The organism is Paraburkholderia sp. UCT70 (assembly GCF_050434085.1).
GTDB lineage: Bacteria > Pseudomonadota > Gammaproteobacteria > Burkholderiales > Burkholderiaceae > Paraburkholderia > Paraburkholderia tuberum.
Map to the genome: position 1 here is coordinate 1,312,802 of NZ_JBNPVZ010000003.1, position 22,873 is coordinate 1,335,674.

Genomic DNA, 22,873 nt, shown 5'->3' on the forward strand with positions numbered 1-22,873 from the left:
GTAACTCACTGTCGGGTGGGGAGGACCATGCCATTACGATACGGCGTATTTACAATTCTTCTTCTGGACGAAAAAACCAGCCCACGCCACGCGCTGTATGGATGATCTGCGGCAGCGTAGAATCTAGCGTAACCTTCCGACGTAGACGGCCAATATGGATGTCTATGACGTTGCGCGTTGCGTCATTCCTATGGTTCCATACGCCTTCAAGCAGCATGCGTTGCGTGACGACTTCCCCGGCCGATCGAACCAGAAACTCGAGTAGAGTTCTCTCACGCTGGGTAAGTTCTATCGTCTTCCCGCGGCGCATGATGTGCGGCGATCCGGGATCCAGTATAAGGTCGCCATGAGATAATTGAAGGTCCCAAACGATCGGGGCCTTGGCTCGAAGCAAAACATCGAGTCGGGCGATCAGTTCGACAAAATGAAATGGCTTGACCAGGTAATCATCGGCGCCGGTTCTAAGACCCATTACCCGCTCGTCAATCGCGCCCAATGCGCTCAAGATCAGAACTGGTGTCGCCAAGCCAACGTTGCGGAAGGTCGCAAGCAGAGAGAGACCGTCGATTTCCGGTAACATCCGATCAAGGACAATGACGTCAAACCTTCCGGTAGTCGCCAGCGTCAACCCCTGACTTCCAGTAGCCGCATGAGTGACATTGAATCCACGTTTTTCCAGTGCATTCGTTGTCTCGCCCGCGATCTTGATGTCGTCTTCGATCAGCAGAATGCGTGCGCGAGCACTCACCTCATTCCTTACTATTACGGATTCGATACCACTCATGTGCATGACCGTATTGAAGAGTTAGTTTTCTGCTTTGAAGCCTTTGAATCCAGAGTGAGCCCGGTGATGACGAAAGTGCATCCCTGCGCGGTGTCGGGTATCCCGATCGTCATCTTATGCATGCGGACAATCGCGGCAGTCACGCTCAAACCTAACCCGGTACCTGTCGCCCCCCTGGAGAGCGTTGCGCGGTAAAAGCGCTTGAAAACACGACTTCGTTCATGGACAGGAATGCCTGGCCCCTGGTCGGCAATTTCAAGCGAGAAATTTGTGCCGCGATCCAATACGCGCACTGTGACGACGCCACCTTCAAAAGAGTACTTGATAGCATTTTCAATCACATTCCCAATCGCTTCGAATAGAAGACTGGTGTCTCCCAAAATCAGGACCTCATTCCAATCAGAAGTTGTGATACGAATCCGTCGCTCCTCTGCAACGGGCTCGTAATACTCCATGACTTCTCGCACCACGTCCCGCAAATCGACTGCTTCGAACCCTTCCTCACGTAGGGCAACTTCAAGCTCGCCGATTCGCATGATCGCATTAAAGCGAGAAAGGACGTCACCCGTGTTTTCGATCGCATCCTCGATCGCCTGCTGATAACTCTTCGCGCATGTGCCACGGGCGAGCGACCCTTCGAGCCCTCCGAGAAGACGCATTAGTGGCGTACGAAGGTCATGGGCGATGGCGTTGCATACGTCCTTGACTTCGTGGACGAGCCGCTCCATATCGTCAAGCATCGAATTTACAATGCTGTTGAGCTGATTGATGTCGTCAAAGGAACCATGTACTGGCAGGCGGCGGCTTAAGTCTCCTTGCACGATTGCCTGAGTAGTAATAGTTACCTCGCGAATCCTGCGTGTCGACGACACACCCGCGAAGGCCGCCGTGAGGAAGCCTATTAGCACAGTAGCGCTACCCACACTCACAAGGATGCCAAGCAACTGTTCCCGGAAGTCATCAAGTTCTCGAACATCCTGGCATTGCACGCCAAGACGACCGAGGGCTAGTGTCGAAGCGATGCATCGGAATTCCCGATGATTCGACGACGTGCCCGTACGGAGCGCGAAGACGCGGCCGTATCCTGGCACGTCTGGCATAGCATCTGGAAATGATCCAGCTAACAGTCTCCCGCTCCTGTCAAACAGACCAAATGGACGCATGCCCAGCTCGTCAATGCGAGTGTGGTGGTCGAAGTAGGAGCTGACCGTCGCCGGCTCCAATTTCATTACGCTGCCCTGCTCGCGAACTAGTTCTCTATCAAACGTATGGACGGCAAAGCCTCCAATGGAAAAATACAAATAGCTGAAGAGGCCAGCCGCGACCATTCCGAAGAAGCAGAGACAAGCAATTGCGACACGAAAGGCTGTCGTGCGTCTTAGAGATCGTTTCAAAAAAACCATTGAAGGATATTAGCTTCGTTTCGGATATTGCGCGCTGACATTCATAAAGCTTTTCGATCTTGGCTGCTGCCTGATCTGCTGAAACCACTTACAGAGAGCTAAACAGTCTTTACGAAACCCCGTCTTAACGCACGGATGGTATGCACGTAAGCTTGGGTTGCTGTGAAGGAATCTGCGAGATCGCAATTCTTTTATGCGGCAGGAAACAAGATCAATTTGAGAATGCATCTTGGACGTGACACTGGTATGACGCGCAACGCGTCTCTGAAGGCACCAAATGAGCGCTACGAAGTTCGCTGGCTCATTTGTGATTGTTATGGAGGCAGCTTCGTTTAACTGATTGCTCCCGGAGTCTTGAGAGCCACTCTATGCGAGAAGCGTGACCCATTAGATCAACGGCCCCCGCACAAGGTGAGGGGTTGTCGCAATTGTTGCCGCCGCCTGGCGAGAAGCGGCGGCGTCACGCCGACCGCAAGGGTGGGAGTAGTGTCGAAATACTGTTGAGGAAGGCGCGAACGGTCATCGCGATCGCTTCTTCCGCTGGCGTCGAGTTTTCGTTCGCATAGACGCGCCGGCGGATCGCGAGGTGCGATACCGCGCCATGCAGGAGCCAGCCGACCTCCTTGAGTGCGTCCATAGTCGGCGGAACGGTCCGTCCCGCGTCGTGCGCTGCCTCGGTCACGACCATCTCGAGAGCGTGCGTCACCATTGCATCCGTGTAGCTCGGTGCCATTCTCAAGCCGGCCAGCGACGAATAGAGAAATAACCTCAACCAGTGGCGCGTGAGCAAGCTCTCGTAATAATCGCGGTAGAAAGCGAGGAGACGCGCCTCCAGCGGTATGCTTCGATCCTTGAGATTGGCGAACCATATCGCCTTGAATATGCCAGCGATTTCACGGTTGTAGACCTCTCCGATCAGCGCCGCCTTGTTCGGAAACAAGCTATAGAGCAGTCGCTGTGAGACGCCGCACGCCTTCGCAATCGCTCGTGTCTGGGCATCCAGGCCGTGCTCGGAAAAGTACTCGGCCGCCTTCGCAAGCACACGCGCTTGGCGCTCGGCGCGGGATATGCGTTGCGAAGCCTTGATCGCAGACCGCTTCCTGCGGTTCGAGGTGACAGGCGGCGCCTCCATGTCCTTCACGCCGCTGGCTGCTTGATTCGAATCTACTTCGACTCGCGTGGCCCGACGTCGCGTCGCGCGACTGGCCTCAGTCGACAGCTCCGCTTTTGCTACGCCTCCGTGAATGCCCTTCATTGGCTCTCCTGGTTTTGAGAGTGCTTCTTTTACGGATAGTCACCGGGGGCGCCGAAAGCGCGTGACCCCTATGAGGCTCGCACAACGAGAATAGCCGAGGCGAGTTCAAACTGAGGCACTATCCGGCAACACGTTAACTTGACGGTGTCGACTGTAGGGCTTTTGGGGGACCGGAGTTGTCCTGACAGCCCGGGCCGCCACCTTCCGGTTGGCGGCTGGGCTCGCCGGCTGGAACATTTCTCAATACGTTGCCTCAAGCAGGTAGCTCTTGAAGGCGTCCGTGAGCCCCTCAGCGCGACGGTGGAGGATGTTGTGACCAAGCAGTCCGTATAGCGCGGTTGCAATGCCGATGGCGGTCGCAAAAAGCGCGGAGCCGATGCCCCGGCTGACGGCCCCCGGATCGGAAATGCCACCCGCGGACAGTGCGTTGAACGTGTCCATGATGCCAAGAATCGTGCCGAGCAGACCCAGCAGCGGCGCCGCCGTCACGATGGTGTCGAGCATCCACAGACGCGCATTCACCTTGGTATCGACGCGCAGGAACAGTGCCGCGGACACATCCTCGACCCGGGCACGCTGCACGCCAGGCGCTTCTTGAACGTCGATATATTCGACCATCGAGCGCACCAGCACGTCCTTGGAGGTGATGCCGCGGATGGAGGTCGCCGTATCGCGTTCCGTCAAGCGGATTGCTCGAGCGATCCGCTTCGACTGCACGCTGAGATAGATGTAGTAAAGAAGCCTTTCCATGATCACGAAGGTAATAAGCACGATCCCTGCATAGAGCAGGTCGATGCTGAGATTGTGTAAGGTAGTTTTATCGAACATCATTTTCTACTCGCGGGTTGGGCGGTTGTAACCGCGTGGTCAAGAAAGCGCATGTTATTCAGGCGCGCTAAAGGTCATCTGAACCTGGAAGGTGTGGCTAGGCGAACCAGGCCACGCCTCCGCAGGGATCGGTAGCGCGCCATAGGCGCCACCGCGAACTTCGCTTACCGCCGTCTGGTCCAGTACGGGAGAGCCGCTGCTGCCGACCACGGTGACGTCGCTGATGTCCCCGGCACGGCTCAATACGAACTGCACCATTACCTTGCCTTGCAGATGCTCCATTCGAGCTTCCATCGAGGTCGGATAGCGGGTCAGAGTCCGTATGTAGCTGCGCAGCCGGCCTACATACGCGCCCTCGACGCTGGGAGAGCCGGCGGGCGGTGCTGGCGGGCTGACCTGGGACGTTGCCGGCGGTGCGGGCGGGCTCACCTGGGGCGCGGCCGGCGCTGGAGCCTGCTGCACAGGTTGCGGCGGTTGAGGTGCCACGATGTGCTTCGGCTCCTCGTGATAGTGCGGCCGCGGCCGAACGATCTTCGGCGGCCGAGCCTGGACGGGGATGGTGGGCACGTTCGTCGCCGGTGGCGGCGGCTCCACAGGTTCTGGCGGCGGCACTGGTTGAGCTTGCGGCGGAGGTGGAGGGGCAGGCGAAGCCTCTGGCGGGTTATCGGCGAGCGTGACGGTAACGGCCGGTGCGGGCGGCGGCGCCGGCGGGGTCGGTTTCGGCATGCGTGGCAGGCCAACCATCAGCAGCAGCACGCCTGTCGCTGCGAGAGCCAGGCCCGTTGGTACGAACTCCATAAGGTCGCGCTCTGAAACGCGACGCCGTAAAGTTGCAGCACGTAGAGAAAAGGGCTTTACCGTACTCACAGTCACTGCCCCTTAGCAATGATCGACGCCGCGGGAATATTGGCCTTCTTCAGTGCGTCGAGCACATCAACCAGGTTCTGCAGCTTGGACGCGCCGTCACCTGCGATAATCACGGTCGGCTTTTGCTCCTGCCCCGCCAGCCCCTGCAGCCGCGACTCAAGAGCGGCTATCTCGACCAGTTGTCCGTCGAGATAGGTTTTGCCATCCTCGGCGATGGTCAGCGTGATTTTCTTCTGGTTGACCACTTTCTCGGTCTGCTTGGAATGTGGCAGTGCGACCTTCAATCCAAGCGCGGGCAGAACATTCATACTGACCAATACGAAGAAGGCCAAAAGAAACATCATCACATCGATCATAGGGATGATCTCGATGCGAGACTGTTTCTGCTTGCGTTGCGGGAACTGTCTCATTTCACTCTCCAGCGTGGGCAAGATTCAGCCCAGGCGAAACTTATCTTCACAAAACCGGCGCACATGGCATGCGCGCATACAGCTTCTGCTGAGACGACATATAGAGGCTGTGCTTGCTGCCCGAACTCGAGAAATCCGTAACCTTGATAAACGTCCCGTCGGGCTGGCGTTTATAGACGATGATGCCTTCGTCTCCAGACTTGGAGACTCGCCCGGACGCGCCGTCCCAAATCAGATGGTCTGCGACATTCTCGACGGTGTAGAACTTTCCGAGATCGCGACCCGCCACGAACAGCTCGCGATCGGCGGCATCGAAATCCATCGGGGTGTTGCGGTTCATTCCAGGAAGGGAGTGGGCCGGGCCCACCCCCTCTTATTGGCCCCTGTTTGGCAGCCCGAAATCAGTTCTTGCTCGACACCATGTAGACGTCAAGCGACGTAGGATGACCCTCTTCCGCCGTGCGGCCGATGTAAAACTGCTTCAGCTTGGGAACGTAGACCGAACTCTTCCCGCCGACCTGATCATTGGTTTGAACCGGCGCGAAGTGATCTTTGTCCACCCGTGCCAGAACCGTGAATCCCTTGTCAGCGGAGACGAAAATCCGATCCCCTTGGGGGTCGTACGTCATGTCGTCCGAGATGTCGGCAACATCCGCTGTCGAGAGCAGCTGGCCGTTGTCACTGTTGATGACGAACAATTTGCCCGGCGCACGGCCAACCACAAACAGGCGGTGGTTCTTGGCGTCCAACCCGATCGGCGTATTCTGGTTGAGACCGGGGATCTCCCAGCTCTTGATGAATTTGTTCGTCTTCAAGTCGAACAGAGCAACGGTCTTCTTGTCGCGCAGGTTCATGAAGAGCGTGCCGGTCCGGTCGTCCGCCACCATGCCCTCGATATTGTCCGAGTCAATGGTGTCGTGCGCGATTTCCTTGTGCGCATCGACGTCGATGACGTGCAGGACCGACGTAGCCATGGGCTGCGGCTTATTCGCCTTGCCGCCGCTCTTGACATAGAGGCGGTGGCTCTTCTCGTCGAAATATGCCGCGTCCGGTCCCGTACCGACAGAATAGGTGCGCTCTACCTGCATGGTGTCGGCATTGATCGCCTTGACGGCCGGCGCGTTAGTCTCACTTCCCCCGTCGACAATCAGGATTTCGTTTTGGCTCGGCGCAAAGAAGATCGAGTGGTTCTTGTCGAGGCCACCCACCGAGCGCAGATGTTCTCCGGAGGACAGATCGAAAACTTCGATCGTGTGCGTCCCCTGCGCGCTCGAGTAGAGACGGTTGTGAAGGATGTCGACGGCGAAGTGGTCGAAATCGCCTTTGGTGATCTCGGGCAGGACGACACTGCGCTTCAAGGTGAGTGTTTGCGCCTGCTCTGTCTGCGCCTGCGCGGTAGAGAACCCTGCAACGAGAAGCGTAGCGGCGAGTGCGATGCTTGTGGAAATACGTGTTCTCTTCATGTGACAACCTTTCATGTAAAAAGTAGAATGCAGAGTTGCGGACGTTTAAGTTAGTGGGCCTCGTTCACCTTGTAGCGATCGAGACCGGCAGCGATACCGTTGTCCGCCGTAGCACGACACGGAATTGATGCAGCTCGGGCAACTGGAACGACGTGCCCGCCGCAGCGAGGCTGCCTAGATCAAGGGCACCTTGATCGTTGCAAACACGCTCCGTCCCGACTGGGTATAGAACAATCCGTCCCCACTCGCCGTGTAGCCGCTGAACTGCGTGATGCTGCGACTGTTGAGTATGTTGTTCAGGTCGACGGTCAGCTTGACATTCTTCAGGCCAAGCCCCGTATCCCTGAACGTGTATGAGAAACCCGCATCGAGCGAGTTATACGGATTGATGCCTTGGGTCTGGTTGACATCGCCATAGCTGGAACCGACCCACTTGTCGAGCAACGACGCATAGACGTTGTGCGCGTTGTAGATGAGTCCGCCGGCGGCAGTGGCCTTGGGCGCATTCGGAACCCATTGACCGGTTTGCTTGTTCTTCGCTTTATTGAGGCTGCCGTTTCCGTATAGGCTTAGTCCGTCTCCAAGGTAGTAAGTCGCTTCCGCCTCTACACCGAGATAGTTCACGCCACCCTGGTTGAAGAAGACCGTGTTGTTGCCGGAGGTGCGGCTACCGATGAGATTACCGAAATCGATATAGTATCCATCAACCGACGCGGAGAGACGCTGCGCCTGCCAGGTCGTGCCGACCTGATAGTTCCACGTTGTCTGCGGCGATATTTTGCTCTGCGACGGATCCACGACGTTGAAGTAGCTTGACTGCGGTGCAAGGAACCCGCGGGCAACCTGCGCATAAGCCGACCAGACCGGGCTGATCGTGTAGCGCGCCATCAAGGAAGGAAGCGGTGAGCTGTAGGTCTGGGAAAAGTTAAGCGCGTTCTTGCTGCTCTTGTTCACCTGAGCATCGATGCCGCGGATGAAGATGCTCTCCTTGACACCTCCAATAACCTTCAGTCGGTCTGTCACGTTCCATTCGGTTTCGAAAAACGGCTGTATGGTGGTAAGCGTGGTGTTATATAACTGGCTGATTTGCTTGCTAGGGTTGTTGGGTGGGTTCGGCGCATTGTTCAGGGTAAGATCGACATTGAACGCATTCCGGTCATTGGACTGACGTTCTACCCAGAACCCTGCGCGGAGCGCTCCGAACGATGTATCTTTTTGTACACTAAGCGTGTCACCGAACGCCCGATAGTAGCTCGCCGAAGTTTGCCCCGGGACGTTCGTTTTGCTATAGAAAGTGCCATTGGGGCTCGTGCCCATTGGGTCGGAGCCGTTCAAGCTGTCACGATAATAGCCATAGGTGTAGACCTTGTTATGGACCGACCACCCACTCCCAAGGTTCGAGTCGATACCGATATACTCAAAGTCGTTATTGAGGTTGTCGTAGTTGAATCCGTAGTAGTTCTGCTTCGTCGGGTCGTTCGACCAGGCGTAACTCGGGCCGTACTTACTGATTTGCGCCTTGGTCGCGCCGATCGGAGTGTGCAGTCTGATGTTGTCGTACATCGCGGCAAACGTCAGCAGCGTGTCATTGCCGATGGGCTGCACCCATTTTCCGAAAACGTTCGTGCGCCTTACGCTGGCATTGCTCTGGGCTCCGTCAGAATTGATGTGTTCTGCATCTATGAAGCCGCTGCCGCCATTGAGCGACTGCACGCGGCCGCTATCGACCTGAAGGCCCCCCATAAAGGTATTGTAGCTTCCCGCTGAGCCGTACGGCGTGACCTGGAACTGCGAGTCAGGCGTTTTCGAAAGCAGCGAGACTGTTCCGCCGAACGTTGCATCACCGATGGTCGATGCCGTGCCCGGGCCGCGATCAACCGAGATCTGCCCCAGATCGTTCGTCATGAACCATGCGGCGCTGTTATGCGCGAAATTCGTGCCGTCACCGAAGGGAATGCCGTCGAAGGTGACGTTGAACTGGCCGTCCTGGAAGCCCCGAATCGTCAGCCCCTTGCCTTCGGAAAGGCCCGGACCATTCGGCTCGGTGCTGGTTACGCTAGGAGCAATGCGTATGGCCGTGTCGTAATTGGCCGACGGCGCGACGTTGTTGTCCAGATACTGCTTGCTGATAACCGCGGTCGGTTGCATTGCGGTCAGCGGTGTTTTGGTCGGCGCCTGATAGGGCGCGCTCTGAGTATCATTCGGGTCCGGCGGCGTAAGCAGACTATTCGGCGCAGAACTGGCACTCACGGTGCCGATATCGGTCGCGTCGCCCGCGGCAAAGGACATCGTGGGCGTGAAGAGCGCCACAGAGGTGGTGACTCCGCCAACCAACAGCACGGACTTCCGGCAGCTCCATCCATGGTTTCCTGCGCCTCGGCGTTTCCTGGAGACGGCCTGCAGATGATGACTTGTCAAAGCGGCCTCCGGTGCGGGGCCGGGTCGAGCATTACGTCTAACAGCGAACACAGCGTTACTCCATGCGGGGTTGTAGTGTCCACGCCGGGCGTGACAGCACGCGCCGTGAACACGGCCCAATGATGTTTTCAGAACACGACGAGGGGTTACTGCGAATCAGCCCTGAACTTTGTAGATTTCAAGGCCTGCATCGGGAGCCGAGGTGCGGGTATGCGGAACATAAAGCTGGTCCAGGCTCGGCACGAGGACCGAGGTCTTGCCGCCATGGGTATCGACCCGAGCGATTTCATGATAATGGTCGGCGTCGTCCTGCTGATAGGCCATCAGGCCTTCGGCTGCGCTGACATAGATGCGCTTTGTTCGCGCGTCATAGGTCATGTCGTCACCGATGTCCGCGCAGTCGTAGGTCGCGATCGTCGCACCGGTGTCAGAGTTGAGGACGAACAGCTTGCCCGGCTTGCGACCGGCGATAAACAGCCGGTGGTCCTTGGCGTCGAACGCCATCGGTGTATTCAGCTTGAGATCCGGCACCGACCAGACCCGCGCGACGGTGTCCTTGTTCAGATCGATGACGCCGACTGTGGACTTGTCTCGGAGATTAACGAACATGCGCCTGGTCGCCTGGTCGATTTCCATCGATTCGACGTTGTTTGCCTCGACGCGGATCTCGCCTTTCACAGTGGCATCCCTGGTCGAGATAGCGGTGATCATCGAATAGTCGGCCTTCTCGCCAAGGCTGTTGCCGACATAGAAGTAACCCGTCTTCGGGTCATAGACGCCGGCATCCGGAACGGCCTTCAGGTCGATCCGCTTGATGAGGTGCAGATCGGCGCCGTCGAGGACCTTGACCGAGTTGTCGCCGCCATCGGCCACGAACAGCTCGTTCTTTTCGACGTTGAGTGCCAGCGTATGCGGCGTTGTGACCGGACCGCCGCTCGCCAGATGCTCACCGGTCTTGAGGTTGAACACCTCGATCGAATGGTGCTTTTCAACCGAGACGTAGAGGCGGTCGCGCTTGAGGTCGACGGCGAAATGATCGAAATCGCCATCAGTGACGTCAGGCAGCGGGATGGTCTTGATCAATTGGACCGGTACGGCGGGTTCTGCGGCGTGGACTGCCGGACCCATGAGGCAAGTTACTGCGATTGCGGTGCTACCGAGAAACTGATTGAATTTCATTTTATAGAATCCCAAACTATTTGCTGGCCGCGCAGCGGGTGACAGGATCGTCGACCGCCGCGGCATTTTTATGTCGCGGATCACAACGTGGCACCCCACGTCGCGGCATTTCGATCCGCATTCATGCTTGAAAAAATGAACGTTACGAAGTTCGCTTAACTCACTAAGGAGTACTTTTGAGTCAGCATAGTTCACCTCATCCAAGAGTCTCGAAAACGCCTACAACGATCCAGCGGCGTTTCCAGCTCGGCGCAGTGGCAATGCCAGATCCATCCCTTGACTCCTGTTCATAACGCCACCGCAAGGAACGGGTTGCAGTTCGTCAGCTTTTTCGGTTGCGTTCGTGTTGGACGGATGATGAGCTTGGCAAATTAATCGGTCGTGAATCGAAAATTACAAGATCGACAGAGCCGTTTTGCAAAGACAGCATTCCCGACGGCAGGCGCAGCGGTATCCTTTTGGCCGCGCTTCGCGAGGTTGAATTTTCCTTTACGAAACCGCGATCATTTTCTGAAGATCGAGGCAGCCCAAAGCGGGTGTTCCATTTCGCCGCTCATGGCGCATCTGCGAATGACGGCTTTGGCCGACATGCAGCACTTCACCGTCGCGAATTGAATGGCCGATTCCTGAGTGGAACCGACGCTTGAACGTCCGAGCGACGGTGCAAGCGAATGACTCTTCATGGCCGGTCACTGCCTAATGCAAGGGGCATACGCACCCGGACTTGCATCGCGGCTATGGGACAGCACGCGACCCACATCTGCCCTTCGACCCGACGCGATCGTTGCGGCAGCTTCCAAAGTGGAACAGCCATTCGAGCAGCCGTCCTGGCCGGGAAGTTCTCGGCCTTTGCCGCCGTTGGGTTTGCTGAGCTGACGAAGAACGGATCAAGCCGGTGCCTACGGCCGCTGTCGCGCGGTCGAGTTGACCGTGCAAGGCTTTGCGATAGACTGCCCTGATCCTGGAGGGGTTTGTCGTGGCTGATCTTAAAACCATGTTGGTCCGTTCGAACGCCGCTTGCGCCCTGATTTGCATGTCGCTGCTGGCGCACGCCGGGACGTCGGCAGACTCAGCCACTGTTACCCATGCGACTGAGCCTGAAATTTCTGCCTCTGCAAATGTCCTGTCGACTCGGCCTTTCGTGGGCGATGACCCGGTTGCCATCAGGGACGCCTTGGCGGACCAGAGCTTCAATGCCAACTCGCCTTCGTTGAGCGATCGCATCAGGAACCTGATCCATGTCCCTGTCCTTAAGGCGCCAAGCGATCTAGACTTGCCGAAAGCCAGTCTCGACCGCGACCTGGCTTTCGTCGTACCGGCGCCCTACGGAATACGATATCAGTCAAAGACGCACCTGTTGACGGTAGACGTAGATCTATCCGATGACGACAATCCGGGAGTGATCCTGCTCAAGAAGACCATAACCGGACCACGCGGTCGAGGGCTTGTGGTGGCGCCTGAGGCGAAGGCCAAGGGGTACATCCAACACATCGATCTGATTGAACTCAAGTCCGGCAAACGGAGCAAAACCAGGGTTCACGGACGCGTGACACTCTCGCAGGCGGCGTTCGACGAAGCGAATGGAGACTTCGCGATTGTGCTGATGTGTAGCATGGCGCCGCCTTACCTGACCGACCGGCGCGAACATAGCGATCCCAGCAACGACGAGCCCACAGACATCACAACAAGAACCTCGACGCTGTACACGAACATTCGCGCCATCTGGCTGGTGAGCCCGCAGCGGGGTATCGTGCTATCGAAGAAGCTGCATCTGTCGAAGTAAAATCCCTTGATTGTTTTTTTGAGATCGCAGTACCGGAATGGTCGCCCGTAAGCTGTGACCCTTTGCAACGATTAATTGAGTGCGGGCAATGCGTCGGTACACCTTCTCTCGTTCGAAAGAGAGATAGTCTCACTCGTTCGGACAGTCGCGACCGGCGACTGTGGGGTCAAATTGAGCCCCCGATTTTATGGTTCACGATTGCGGGGCTTTTGCGATGCAGCATTCCGTGGACGCATCAACCAGTAAATGCCGACGACAACGTTGCTGCGCGAAGCACGTTATCCAGATGGTTCTGGTGCAAACAGTGAATGTGATCGGTTAGAGTGCTGCTTCCCCGATCTCATGATTCGATAATGAGCAAGCTTAAAAGCATGGGCGATCTGTTCTCAGGCCGTCACTTCCACCGCGATGTGATCATTCAGTGCGTGCGCTGGTATCTACGCTACAAGCTCAGCCTGCGTGATCTCGTCGAGATGATGGCCGAGCGCGGCCTGTCGCTCGCTTACACAACGATCCTTCGTTGGGTGAAGCGTTACACGCCGGAGTTTGTCAAGCGCTGGAACCGTTTCGGCACGCCTGCGGGAACGTCGTGGCGTGTCGACGAAACGTACCTGAGAGTCCGCGGTAAATGGGTCTATCTTTATCGGGCAGTATATCGGGCGGGTCAGACGGTTGACTTCCTGCTCAGGGCGAAACGCGACGTGAACGCGGCCAAAGCCTTTTTCAACAAGGCAATCAAACATCAGGGGCGGCCGCCGCAAACCATTACACTCGATGGCTATGCCCCCTCACACCGTGCTGTGCGCGAGATGAAGGCCGACGGCCTGATGCCCGAGGGCACGAAGGTTCGATCTTCGAAATATCTCAACAATCTGATCGAACAGGACCATCGCCATATCAAGTCCCGGACCAATGCCATGCTCGGCTTCAAGCGTTTCAGGAACGCCGCGATCACTCTGGCCGGCATTGAGTTGATGCATCGCATTAGCAAAGGCCAATTCAATCTCGCAAAGCTCGGCCTCAAAGATGCCACTGTACCCACCGTATGGAATGCGGTCCTGTCTTATCGATAAGGTATCCTTTTTATCGAGACCTTCTCGTCCAGACAGCCTATTTGCACCAGAACCGCTTCGTCCACGTCTGCTTTTTGGTATCGAAGAACTGGCACCAGACGGCGCGCACGGGTGTGCCTTTGAGGAAGCGCGCCCGCGCCACCACCGAGCGCAGCCGGAGCAACTGCTCCTGACCATACGTGTTGCCTCACGGAAGGATGTTACTCCGGCGTAATTGTCACCTCCGGGGTTGTTTAACGATGGCGGCTGGCGCTGCGTAGCGGCGCCAGCCACCATCGCGTCGGGCTCGCCGAGGATTCGGGTGACCAGCTCGCTGGCGCGGTTTGATCGCCATGCTTTAACGCGTCGCTGCAGCGTCCGAAGTCGCCGGCCTGCCAGGCCGTCCCCAGGCTCGCCAGGAAGTCCCCTATCGTCACGTTCTGTTCCGGTGTGGCGTCTGTTCCGACAACGTCCGTGGCTGGGCATGCAGCAACACGTCGCTGGGCCTCACGCATGCGGCGTAATAGGTCGACGGGATCGAGCGAGCGGAACTGCTCACGCAGCGCCAGTTTGGTGGCCTCAGAGACAGAGGGTGAACGCAGTACGCGCTCGAGGGGCGTCAGCGGTGCCTCATAGCGCTTCGTCACGCGCGCCCCGTGACGTGTCTTTGACTTCAGCTTGAACGACGGCTGGAAATAGTTGATGTACAGGCGCGAGATCCGGTACAGCGATGCCAGCGCTTCCGTATCTTCCAGCCCTCGCAGTTTGCCGTACCCCACCAGCCGCCGCACGATCGAACCGTTCTTCTGCTCGACCCATGCCTGATCGTTCTTCTTGTAGGCGCGCGAACGCGTCAGTTCAATGCCCGTCGCCTTGCAGAAGTCGAACACGGCTTCGTTCATGAAGGCGGTGTCGTTATCGCTGTCGAGACCGCGCAGAGCAAATGGCAGTGCGGCCCGTACGCGTTCAAAGGACTCAATGACAAATGCATGGTTACGGAATGGCATCGCCAGACATTCGGTCCAGCCGGTCGCAATGTCGGTCATCACCAGGCTATGGACAAAGTCGCCGTCGATCTTGACGCCGCCGCAATGCTCGACGAAGTCGATCTCCAGATAGCCGGGCAGTGGGTCATTCCAGTCGGCGAAGGTTCGGATCGGAACTGCGCGGCGAATCGCGTTGCCGACACCTCCGGCGCGCTTGCGCTGACCGCCGAAGGCTTGCTCACGAACGTCGGCGAGCAGCCTGTCGATGGTAGCCGCACGTCAATTGCGCCGTTCGACAGCCGCGCAAAATAACAGAACCGTAATGAGATGGTCATTGCTGGCACAGCTCAAATGACCAGAATGGAGTGCGTGGAACCAACCACTTCTTCTAACTAACTCTTTTGGAGAGACACCATGAAACTCGTTACCTCTTTTGCAGTCGCTGCACTCAGTCTGGCATTTGGCGCCAGCGCTTTCGCGCAAACCTCCACTTCCGGGCTCACACGCGCCGACGTACGTGCGCAACTGGTGCAGGCGGAGGCAGATGGGTTCCTGCCGATGCGCAAGAACGACTATCCGCCTTCGGCTGCGATGGTGGCCCGCAACAAGGAGTTGTACGCGATCCAGCACAGCGGTGACCCGGCCAGTGCCTTGACATCCACCTCCACGAGCGCAAGTGGCTCGGGCTCGAACGTAACGTCGTATTGATGCACATGAAGGTGGCCGCACGCCCATGCATGAACTGTCCCGTGCATGGGCGCAGGATTGCCCGGCATCCCGTGCGCGCCGGGATACCGCGATGGCATTAGAACTGATGCCGAATGCCCACGCGAGCCATGGCGCGAGCAAGATGAATCAGGCCTTTGCCGCCGGCAAGCATCGGCTAACCTATTGAACAAAAAACGCTTTCCAGCAAATCTAGGCGTCCGGCTTATAACCCCGAGTGGGATCTGGCCAGGTATCTGGAGAGTGGCAGGCTGCGGGTGGTGCTGCCCGAATTCGTGCTGCCGTCGGCGGATCTGTTCGTCTACTATCCGAGCCAGCGCAACCAGACCGTGCGCGCGAGGGCGTTCATCGATTTTCTGGTCGAGCATTTCCGAACGCCGGTCGCGACGATAGCGGAATCGCCATAACCCGGGCATCGTGCGACCTTGAGGCAGGTTTCATTCATGCGCCAGCTCTTGCCGACCGGGCGCTTGCGACGGCCGGATGCTTTCTCCAGTACAGACCACAACTCGATGGTCCAGCGATGCACGGTCAATTTCAATTCGGTAATCCGTTCGTCATTGGGTGGTCGCGAGTTGAACGGTAGGATGACTGTTTGGATCCTGCTCCCTAACCACCCCGACGACACTCATGCAAACCATCGCCCATCTACTTGCCGTTGCTTGCCTTTGCTTTGCATCGACATCCTTTGCCGCAAAACCATCGACCGAGCCTCTGACGGTTCTTTCGACCACGCCGCTGCCAGAGGTCACCGGTGGGGACTTCGACCACTTTGCAGTCGATCTGTCGCGCTCCCGTCTGTACGTGTCAGCCGAGAAGTATGGCTCCATTGAGGTTTTCCAATTGCCGAACGGCGAGCATCTTGCAAGCGTCAAGACGGTCGCAAAGTCTCCTCACAAGATACTATTGGCAAACGATGGTAAGGAATTGCTTATAGCGGATGCGGGCGACTCGAACGTCAAGGTTGTCGACACGAAAACCTTCGAAGTCAAGAAAGTCACTCCACTCGATCCGCAGCCGGATTCTGGCGTATCGGATAGAGAGAGCGGCATCTTTTTTGTCGGCAACGGAGGCGCTCAAGCACATCGGGACAATGCCTACATCAGCCTGATCTCGCTTGCCGATGATTCCGTCCTCGATAGAATCGATGTTCCGGCGGGACAACTGAAGGCCATGGTCATCGATCACGGTACGCACCGCCTGTTCGTCAACATGCGCGATAAAAACGAAATCGGCGTTATCGATCTGGGTACCCGGAAGTTAGCGAGCATCTGGCATGTTCCCGGCCCAAGCCGAAACTCGGCTATGGCGTTCGATCCGACGAGGCGGCGCCTGTTCATCGGATCGCGTGGCCCCGGCAAGCTGTTCGTCCTGGACGCGAGTAACGGCTCGGTCATACAGTCTCTCGATATCGTCGATATTTCGGACGACATGACTTTTGACCCGCTGCATCATCGACTGTACGTAACCGGCGCGGAAGGCCTCGATGTCGTCAAACAAGTCGATCAGAACCATTATGCGATCGAGCAACATATTGACACTCTCGGTGGCAAGACCTCGATCTATGTTCCGTCGCTAAAGAGGTTCTACGTCGTTCACACGAAGGGTCCCCAGGCAGCGGAAGCCGGACTTCAGGTGTTCAGCGTCCACTGACCCGGGATCTGATGCGTGGACAGAGTTTCAACTGCGCCCCGCGTCATTCTGAGCGGCATCGCCAGACTCCACCGGTTCGCAACGCGCAGTTCGCCGTTTGCATCTTCAGCGTCGCGCACGATTTGGGCCGCCGCTCTGAACTCCTTTATCAACTGGTAGCGAGTCTTCTTGTGGTTGAACAGGTTCTTCACCACATGAAACGGATGTTCAACCCGCGCCCGGATTTGCGCTTTGACCTTTTCCAGGGCCTGCGTCAGCTGCTTCAGCGGCCCTTCGGCCATGCCCTTAAGCCTGCACGCTTCATCGCCACCGACCATTGCACTTCCGTCTTGATGGCACCGTCGGCTTGCGCCTTCACTATCTCTTCGCGCTTTTGCACCCCCGTGTAACCCGCATCGAGAAACACGTGATCCTCTTGACCATGCAGCACCTCATGGGTGTGTGCCACATCAGACTCGTTGGCCGCCGTGTAGTGCGTGCTGTGCACCAGGCCCGACTCAGCGTCAACGCCCACGTGCGCCTTCATCCCGTGGTACCACTGATTACGCTTCTTCGTTTGATGCATCTCAGGATCGCGCGCCTTGTCGCGGTTCTTCGTCGACGTCGGCGCGTTGACGATGGTGGCGTCCACCATCGTGCCCTCGCGCATCATCAGGCCGCGCTCGCGCAGGTGGGCGTTGATTTCCTCAAACAGTACGGCGGTAAGCTTGTGCTCTTCCAGCAGCCGGCGAAACTTGAGCACCGTGGTGGCGTCCGGCGCTTCCTCAGGTCGATACCGACAAAATTGCGGATGGCCGCGCTGTCGCTCACTGCATCTTCCAGCCCCTCGTCGGACAATGCGTACCATTGCTGCACAAAGTACAGTCGCAGCATGCGCTCCAGCCCAATCGGCGGACGCCACCTCGTACCCTTCGGGTAGTGGGGCTCCAATGCTGCCAGCAAGCGGCGCCCACGGCACGACTTGCTCCATCTCTCCCAGGAATTTCTCGCGCCTCGTAAGCCGCTTCTTGTCTTCGTGTTCCGCACTCGCAAAACTGATTTGTCGCATCCGCATCGCTTTGTCGTCGTTCCAGCTCTAACAACGCTTCACTACGTCACAGCGTCTACAAACTCGTCGATTAAATCAGTGTTTCCCTAACACGAGCCGGTATTCGCGTTCCATGCGTAGCTTTTTGGTGCTCAGAATGAAGAAGCCCGCGACACCGGTCGGCGTGTCGCGGGCTTAATGCTGCGTAGTGTGGCGTTACGCGAACGACATCTCCAGGCTGATGCCGGCATAGTTGACCCGTGGTGCGACCTCGCGGCCGTCGCCTTTCTCGAAGTGCACCAGGCCGTACCGCTCCATCGTCTTAAGCGTGCGCGACAGGTTGGATTTCTCGCGTCCGGACGTCGCTGCAAGCTCCGTCAACGATGACGGATTCGTTTTCGCGATCAGTGCCAGCAATGCCTGATTCTTGCCCGACAGCACCTGCGCGAACGACTCGGGCGACGAGAACCAGATTTTCGGCTCGTCGGGGGCGGGCTTGTATTCGCCTCGCGCGATTGCCATGGTCCGCGCCTTGAATTGCTCCACCGGGGCAATCCCGACCTTCAGGATGTGTTCGTTAGTCATCGCTCCCGCTCCTTTCCCTCATTACTGTTTCGACTTCGGTCCAGAAGTCTTCAAGCAACTTCGCGGCATCCGCATACTCGTAAAACCGGATACGCTCGCCGGCGTGCTTGTGGTCGTACTCGATCCGCGTCCGTGCGCCGGGGCCCGAACCCTCTCGAATCGGATGCGCGTTATCGAATCCCAACAGGCGAGCACCCGTTTCGTCGTGCAAGGTCAGCGAATACCGCAGCCCGTGCGGGCGCTCCGGTGACGCTGCGATTTGCGCCACTTCAAATTTCACCCAACAACACCCGGTGTCGTCGACGGTGAACACCACTCCATCCAGCTCGAGGAGGGTGTCTAGGCTTGAGTCTCGATCTGTCATGGCCTGCATGTTATCATTTGATGACAACTAACGCAAGGGATGCCCCGGTTACGGGTTAAAAGGCGTCCGACGAAGGAAAATGAGCAGCGTTTCGGAAGTAAATCTGGCAGCGGCAAAGAAGGCGCACTCATCGGTGCTGCACTTTCCGCGTGGCCATGTACACATCGAACAGGCCCGCATGCAGGCGACTGAACGCCTGACGCAGACTGACGAGTTCGTGCTGGTCGCCTTCATGCTCCCGGCGCAGGATTTCCCCCAGCAGGGCCGTCGCGCGTGACGCCGCCTGGTCACGCCGCACACGCGCCTCGCCCAGCCGGCCCGTGAGCGCCGGCTTGACCGCCAGCAGCCATGCTGGAAACCAGGCGTAATCGTCCACTTCGCCGGTGCCGGGGAATTCTGCATCAAAGCGCCGGCGTAGCGCGTCAAGCGAAGCGTCGCCCAGTACGGGCAGTAATGCCGCGAACCTCGCGGGCTCCAGCCACGCCAGCCAGCTCCACGAGCAACGGCCACGCGGCATCCAGTCCACCCATTCTGTAGCGCGCCTCGGTCCTCCACGCGAGCGGTGCCGGCATGCGCCACCAGGACTCAATGGCCTCGACCGCTTCGCTGGCGGCGGCCCAGGCGGCCGCCAGCAGCCACAGCGGCGCGGCGTGGCTGTCGGCATCGGCGCTCTGAAATGGAAGGGTTGCGGCCTGCCGGGCGAGCGATCGCCAGCACGGTGCGAGCCATGCGGAAACGGTGTGCGGGGGCAGCACCCGCCAGGCGGCGGGCGCCAGCTCGTCCTCCAGGTGCCGGCGCGCGATGGCCAGCGCCGCATGGTTAGCAAGCGGTGCTGTCGATTCGCGCCCGAGTTCGCGAACCAGCACGGCCATCGCGGGCAGCGCGCCATCGTCCGGGTATTCGGCGGCGAGCTGCGCCAGTGCCGTTCGCGCGGCCGCCACATCCCGCCGCTGCAACGGCTCCAGCACGTCGTTGCGCAACATCACGTCACGACTGTCGGCGAAGATGTCGAGCTGCTGCATGGTCTGCGGTAGGATCATCGCGCTCAGAAAAGTTGATCGTGAAGAGCGGTCAGACTAGCCCATTTCACGGTGCTGCGGAAGGCGCGGCCGTCCTCGTTGACCGACCCGATGATCACCCGCTGGCCGCTCGCTTCGGCGATGACGCGCACCGTCCGCTCGCCATAACGCATCAGCGCGCCGATCGGGGGACAGGCCGGGGCTTTGTGCCCTTTCCGCGGGCGGCTTTTCCTGTCTTCCATCGTGCCTACCCCCGCTTGCGACGCACCACGGGCTTGCTGGCCGTCGCCGGTGACGCCGGTGTTGCCGACGGCTTGCGCGACGGGCCCGGCGTGGCCGACGGCCGCAAGGGGCGCGTCAGTGCAGGGCGTGCCGCGGTCGGGCGGGCAGGCGCGGCCTTCGCGCGGGCTGGCCTGGCCGGGCGGGCATCAGTCTGACGCGCTGCTGCGAGCTGATGCTGCAGTGTCACGTTCGCGGCCTCGACGGCATCGAGCCGCCCCTGCAGGACGCCCGCCTGGTGACGCACGTTCCCGAGCTGCGCCTGCAGCGCCTCGACCACGCTGCGGTGATCCGCCTCGCGTCGGTCGGCGCGCTTCGTCGCCTCATCGAGCTCCTTCTGCAGCTTCGCGGCCGCACCCCGCTCGCGGTCGATCTCCAGCAGCGCCCGCTTTTCCGACGCTCGCAGGCGCTCTTCGGCGCGCTCTGCGCTCTCGCGCAGCTTCTCGAGATCCCGCGAGAAGCCTTCGCGCACCTCGTCCAGTTCACGGTCGCGCGCGAGCGCCTCGGCCTTGAGCCGGACGACCTCGGCCTCGCACGCCTGCCGCGCCGCGTGGCCCTCGGCCTGCGCCTTTTCCCGTTCGCGCCCCTCGACCTGCGCGGCAAGGAGCGCCGCCGTGCGCTGTTCGAGCGCAGTCTCGACGCGACCCAGTTCGTCGCGGGCAGCCACGACCGACCGTTGCGCCTCAACGCGTTGCGCCTCGACCTCGTCGCGCAGCGCGTCGAGCGCGGCTTCGGCAGCGGCGGTTGCGCGGGTCCAGAGCGCCGCGACCAGTTCGCCGGCAGCCGGCCCCAGGTCGGCGGGCAGGTCGGGGTGGTCGATGCGCACCCGGCTCTTTTCGCGCAGTTCGGCCCAGAATTCACCGAGCACCTGGGTCGGCGTGCTCATGCTGCCCCGCTTCACCAGCTGGTAAAGCCGGTTCGCGGTCGGCGCGATCCCGAAGCGGAAGAACAGTAGCGCGCAGACCTCGCGGTACAGCTCGCGGGTCTTCGGGAATGCGGCCTTCAGGCGGTCGATTTCAGCGGCGAGACGGGTTTCATTGGGCAGAACGTCGGACATGGCCGCGGCTCATCAGGAATTGCACAAATATTACTACGTAAACCGGCTTGTATATAACGTATGGACGACGAACTTTTGACATTACGGAGGCACGCTCATGCTTACTGTCGCAATCCGCCGTGCCGCAACTGTACGGCCGGATGGATGGGCCATTATCAGTGGTACCGAAAGAACGACCTGGCGCGAAATGCCCAGGAGAATCGCATCACTCGCTTCCGCACTTAACGCTGCGGGACTACGGCCCGGCGACCGCGTAGCAACGCTCGCGTTGAATTCACCGCTCTACTTTGAATTGATGCTTGCGGTGTGGTGGGGCGGCGGCGTATTGGTACCGCTGAATACCCGCCTCGCCTACGACGAACTGCGTTATATCCTCGAACATTCCGAAGCTCGCTTTCTTCTTACCGACGATAGCTTTCGCGCGACGGCTGAGCGCACCCGTGAGGCTGTGGGATCGCTCCGCAGCGTTATCGTCGTGGACGAAGATCGCCGCAGCGACATGCTTGCCGCCTCACCGATTGACGACGCCCAGGTGGCCTTAGATGAACTCGCGTGCATCTTCTATACCGGTGGCACAACGGGCCTTCCCAAAGGCGTAGAACTGACTCATTCGAACTTGGCATTCGCGGCATCAAACATGCAGCGCGACCTGCACCATGACAGTGAGACGGTCTACCTTCATACGACGCCGCTATTCCACCTTGCCGACTTTGGCATTGGTCTTGGCGTAACCCTGGCTGCAGGGGCCCACAGTTTCCTGTCGCATTTCAGTGCTGCCGAGGTCTTTTCGCGCTTGCGCACTGACGGCATAACGCACCTTCAGCTCGTGCCGACCATGCTTTCAATGCTTCTTGACGCACCGGAGCGTGACTATAGCTTGCTCAGGCGGGTCCGAACCATCTCTTATGGCACAGCACCCATTTCGCAAGAGTTGCTAGGTCGGGTACTCAATGCTTTTCGAAACGTGCGAATTCAACAGTTCTACGGCATGACAGAGTGCAGCGGCGCATGCACATGCCTGTTACCGGAGTGGCATTCAACGAGCGGTCCGAAAGCAGGGAAATTGACGTCAGTCGGACAACCGACGTCAAGCTTCGAGATACGGATCGTCGATGAGCAGGGCTGCCTCTGCGAGACCGGGACTGTAGGCGAGATCCAGATCCGCGGCCCTGCCGTCATGCGGGGCTACTGGCGGGACCCAGAGAGAACGTCGGACACGATCAAGGATGGTTGGTTGCGGTCGGGTGACGCGGGGTACATGGACGAAGAAGGGTTTCTCTTTGTTGCAGATCGCATTAAGGACATGATCATTAGCGGCGGCGAGAACATCTATAGCGCCGAAGTCGAGAAGACCTTGAGCATGCACCCGGCGGTCAGCCAATGCGCAGTGATCGGGGTGCCCGATGAGCGTTGGGGTGAGCGAGTGCATGCCGTTATCGTCATCAAACCCGGCTCCGTTGCAACCCCCGCCGAACTGGACGCCCACTGCAGAGCCCACATTGCAGGCTACAAGGTGCCACGCGGATATGACATCCGCACCGAGCCACTGCCGCTATCTGGAGTAGGAAAAATACTAAAAAACAGACTGCGCGACGAATGGCTCGGAATCAGCAAGCGAACGCGATGACACAATGATTGAAAAGCCGATCGCCATTAGTCGGACAGACTGGCAAGCGGATGCACATTATTGCTGCGCCAGGGCGACGACAAGCAGTGCTGCACGCTCGTCGGGTGC

The 22,873-nt window shown here is 58.7% G+C and carries 24 protein-coding genes and 3 pseudogenes; 8 read left to right on the forward strand and 19 right to left on the reverse strand.

Going from position 1 to position 22,873, the window contains the following annotated elements; translation table 11 throughout:
* Positions 1 to 49: 49 nt before the first annotated feature.
* The 10 genes from OKW41_RS23975 to OKW41_RS24020 all read right to left on the reverse strand — a co-directional run bounded on the left by OKW41_RS23975 (position 50) and on the right by OKW41_RS24020 (position 10,607).
* Positions 50 to 784 carry a response regulator transcription factor gene (locus OKW41_RS23975; protein WP_429574171.1) on the reverse strand — a complete coding sequence of 245 codons (735 nt, stop codon included), beginning with the start codon at positions 782 to 784 and terminating at the stop codon, positions 50 to 52.
* Positions 781 to 2,187 carry a sensor histidine kinase gene (locus OKW41_RS23980; protein ID WP_429447707.1) on the reverse strand — a complete coding sequence of 469 codons (1,407 nt, stop codon included), beginning with the start codon at positions 2,185 to 2,187 and terminating at the stop codon, positions 781 to 783. The genes OKW41_RS23975 and OKW41_RS23980 overlap by 4 nt, the downstream gene beginning before the upstream one ends.
* Before the next feature lie 460 nt (positions 2,188 to 2,647).
* Positions 2,648 to 3,442, reverse strand: coding sequence for a TetR/AcrR family transcriptional regulator (locus OKW41_RS23985; protein WP_429574172.1), 795 nt, complete (start codon positions 3,440 to 3,442; stop codon positions 2,648 to 2,650).
* A gap of 240 nt (positions 3,443 to 3,682) precedes the next feature.
* The gene (locus OKW41_RS23990; protein ID WP_429447703.1) at positions 3,683 to 4,273 is read right to left on the reverse strand and encodes a MotA/TolQ/ExbB proton channel family protein; all 591 of its coding nucleotides are present in this window, start codon (positions 4,271 to 4,273) and stop codon (positions 3,683 to 3,685) included.
* Between the two features lie 51 nt (positions 4,274 to 4,324).
* Complete coding sequence (locus tag OKW41_RS23995; protein ID WP_429574173.1) at positions 4,325 to 5,068, reverse strand: energy transducer TonB; 744 nt, start codon at positions 5,066 to 5,068, stop codon at positions 4,325 to 4,327.
* Positions 5,069 to 5,139: 71 nt separating this feature from the next.
* Positions 5,140 to 5,547: an ExbD/TolR family protein gene (locus tag OKW41_RS24000; protein WP_429574174.1), complete on the reverse strand. Its 408-nt coding sequence runs from the start codon at positions 5,545 to 5,547 to the stop codon at positions 5,140 to 5,142.
* 46 nt (positions 5,548 to 5,593) lie between these two features.
* Entirely contained in the window at positions 5,594 to 5,887 is a 294-nt protein-coding gene (locus tag OKW41_RS24005; RefSeq protein ID WP_429574175.1) for a hypothetical protein, read from the reverse strand.
* A 61-nt stretch (positions 5,888 to 5,948) separates the two neighbouring features.
* The gene (locus tag OKW41_RS24010; protein ID WP_429574176.1) at positions 5,949 to 7,010 is read right to left on the reverse strand and encodes a YncE family protein; all 1,062 of its coding nucleotides are present in this window, start codon (positions 7,008 to 7,010) and stop codon (positions 5,949 to 5,951) included.
* A 174-nt stretch (positions 7,011 to 7,184) separates the two neighbouring features.
* Positions 7,185 to 9,350, reverse strand: a complete 2,166-nt coding sequence (locus OKW41_RS24015) for a TonB-dependent receptor (protein WP_429574177.1) — start codon at positions 9,348 to 9,350, stop codon at positions 7,185 to 7,187.
* A 234-nt stretch (positions 9,351 to 9,584) separates the two neighbouring features.
* Positions 9,585 to 10,607: a hypothetical protein gene (locus OKW41_RS24020; RefSeq protein WP_429574178.1), complete on the reverse strand. Its 1,023-nt coding sequence runs from the start codon at positions 10,605 to 10,607 to the stop codon at positions 9,585 to 9,587.
* 994 nt (positions 10,608 to 11,601) lie between these two features.
* Here OKW41_RS24020 and OKW41_RS24025 point away from each other — a divergent pair.
* Positions 11,602 to 12,390 (forward strand): hypothetical protein, encoded by a 789-nt coding sequence (locus OKW41_RS24025; protein ID WP_429448771.1) that lies wholly within the window; start codon positions 11,602 to 11,604, stop codon positions 12,388 to 12,390.
* Between the two features lie 353 nt (positions 12,391 to 12,743).
* Positions 12,744 to 13,463: an IS6 family transposase gene (locus OKW41_RS24030; protein WP_429574179.1), complete on the forward strand. Its 720-nt coding sequence runs from the start codon at positions 12,744 to 12,746 to the stop codon at positions 13,461 to 13,463.
* Positions 13,464 to 13,696: 233 nt separating this feature from the next.
* On the opposite strand, the gene OKW41_RS24035 is transcribed toward OKW41_RS24030, so the two are convergent.
* Positions 13,697 to 14,488 (reverse strand): hypothetical protein, encoded by a 792-nt coding sequence (locus tag OKW41_RS24035; protein WP_429574180.1) that lies wholly within the window; start codon positions 14,486 to 14,488, stop codon positions 13,697 to 13,699.
* Positions 14,489 to 14,497: 9 nt separating this feature from the next.
* Here OKW41_RS24035 and OKW41_RS24040 point away from each other — a divergent pair, with 9 nt between their 5' ends.
* The 4 genes and pseudogenes from OKW41_RS24040 to OKW41_RS24055 all read left to right on the forward strand — a co-directional run.
* Entirely contained in the window at positions 14,498 to 14,740 is a 243-nt protein-coding gene (locus tag OKW41_RS24040) for a hypothetical protein (protein ID WP_429574181.1), read from the forward strand.
* Between the two features lie 102 nt (positions 14,741 to 14,842).
* A complete protein-coding gene (locus tag OKW41_RS24045) occupies positions 14,843 to 15,136 on the forward strand; it encodes a DUF4148 domain-containing protein (protein WP_429447686.1) in 294 nt (97 codons plus the stop codon).
* A gap of 25 nt (positions 15,137 to 15,161) precedes the next feature.
* Positions 15,162 to 15,323 carry a hypothetical protein gene (locus OKW41_RS24050; protein ID WP_429574182.1) on the forward strand — a complete coding sequence of 54 codons (162 nt, stop codon included), beginning with the start codon at positions 15,162 to 15,164 and terminating at the stop codon, positions 15,321 to 15,323.
* 46 nt (positions 15,324 to 15,369) lie between these two features.
* Positions 15,370 to 15,561 (forward strand): annotated as a pseudogene (locus tag OKW41_RS24055) (LysR substrate-binding domain-containing protein); the annotation flags it as partial.
* A gap of 14 nt (positions 15,562 to 15,575) precedes the next feature.
* Here the strand turns inward: OKW41_RS24055 and OKW41_RS24060 are convergent.
* Positions 15,576 to 15,686, reverse strand: a pseudogene (locus OKW41_RS24060) (IS6 family transposase); the annotation flags it as partial.
* 98 nt (positions 15,687 to 15,784) lie between these two features.
* On the opposite strand from OKW41_RS24060, the gene OKW41_RS24065 reads away from it, so the two are divergent.
* Positions 15,785 to 16,807, forward strand: coding sequence for a YncE family protein (locus OKW41_RS24065; protein ID WP_429574183.1), 1,023 nt, complete (start codon positions 15,785 to 15,787; stop codon positions 16,805 to 16,807).
* Here the strand turns inward: OKW41_RS24065 and OKW41_RS24070 are convergent.
* From OKW41_RS24070 to OKW41_RS24100, 7 genes and pseudogenes are all read right to left on the reverse strand, one after another.
* A pseudogene (locus tag OKW41_RS24070) lies at positions 16,786 to 17,855 on the reverse strand (IS5 family transposase). The gene OKW41_RS24065 and the pseudogene OKW41_RS24070 overlap by 22 nt on opposite strands.
* A 195-nt stretch (positions 17,856 to 18,050) precedes the next feature.
* Positions 18,051 to 18,419 (reverse strand): MarR family transcriptional regulator, encoded by a 369-nt coding sequence (locus tag OKW41_RS24075; protein ID WP_429447683.1) that lies wholly within the window; start codon positions 18,417 to 18,419, stop codon positions 18,051 to 18,053.
* Entirely contained in the window at positions 18,412 to 18,732 is a 321-nt protein-coding gene (locus OKW41_RS24080) for a toxin-antitoxin system TumE family protein (protein ID WP_429447682.1), read from the reverse strand. The genes OKW41_RS24075 and OKW41_RS24080 overlap by 8 nt, the downstream gene beginning before the upstream one ends.
* Positions 18,733 to 18,910: 178 nt before the next feature.
* Positions 18,911 to 19,159, reverse strand: coding sequence for a hypothetical protein (locus OKW41_RS24085; protein WP_429447680.1), 249 nt, complete (start codon positions 19,157 to 19,159; stop codon positions 18,911 to 18,913).
* 46 nt (positions 19,160 to 19,205) lie between these two features.
* The gene (locus tag OKW41_RS24090; RefSeq protein ID WP_429574184.1) at positions 19,206 to 19,805 is read right to left on the reverse strand and encodes a hypothetical protein; all 600 of its coding nucleotides are present in this window, start codon (positions 19,803 to 19,805) and stop codon (positions 19,206 to 19,208) included.
* A 23-nt stretch (positions 19,806 to 19,828) separates the two neighbouring features.
* Positions 19,829 to 20,044, reverse strand: a complete 216-nt coding sequence (locus tag OKW41_RS24095) for a hypothetical protein (RefSeq protein WP_429447677.1) — start codon at positions 20,042 to 20,044, stop codon at positions 19,829 to 19,831.
* 5 nt (positions 20,045 to 20,049) lie between these two features.
* Positions 20,050 to 21,138 carry a DNA-binding protein gene (locus OKW41_RS24100; RefSeq protein WP_429574185.1) on the reverse strand — a complete coding sequence of 363 codons (1,089 nt, stop codon included), beginning with the start codon at positions 21,136 to 21,138 and terminating at the stop codon, positions 20,050 to 20,052.
* Positions 21,139 to 21,235: 97 nt separating this feature from the next.
* Here OKW41_RS24100 and OKW41_RS24105 point away from each other — a divergent pair, with 97 nt between their 5' ends.
* Positions 21,236 to 22,765, forward strand: coding sequence for a class I adenylate-forming enzyme family protein (locus OKW41_RS24105; protein ID WP_429574186.1), 1,530 nt, complete (start codon positions 21,236 to 21,238; stop codon positions 22,763 to 22,765).
* Positions 22,766 to 22,873 lie beyond the last annotated feature (108 nt).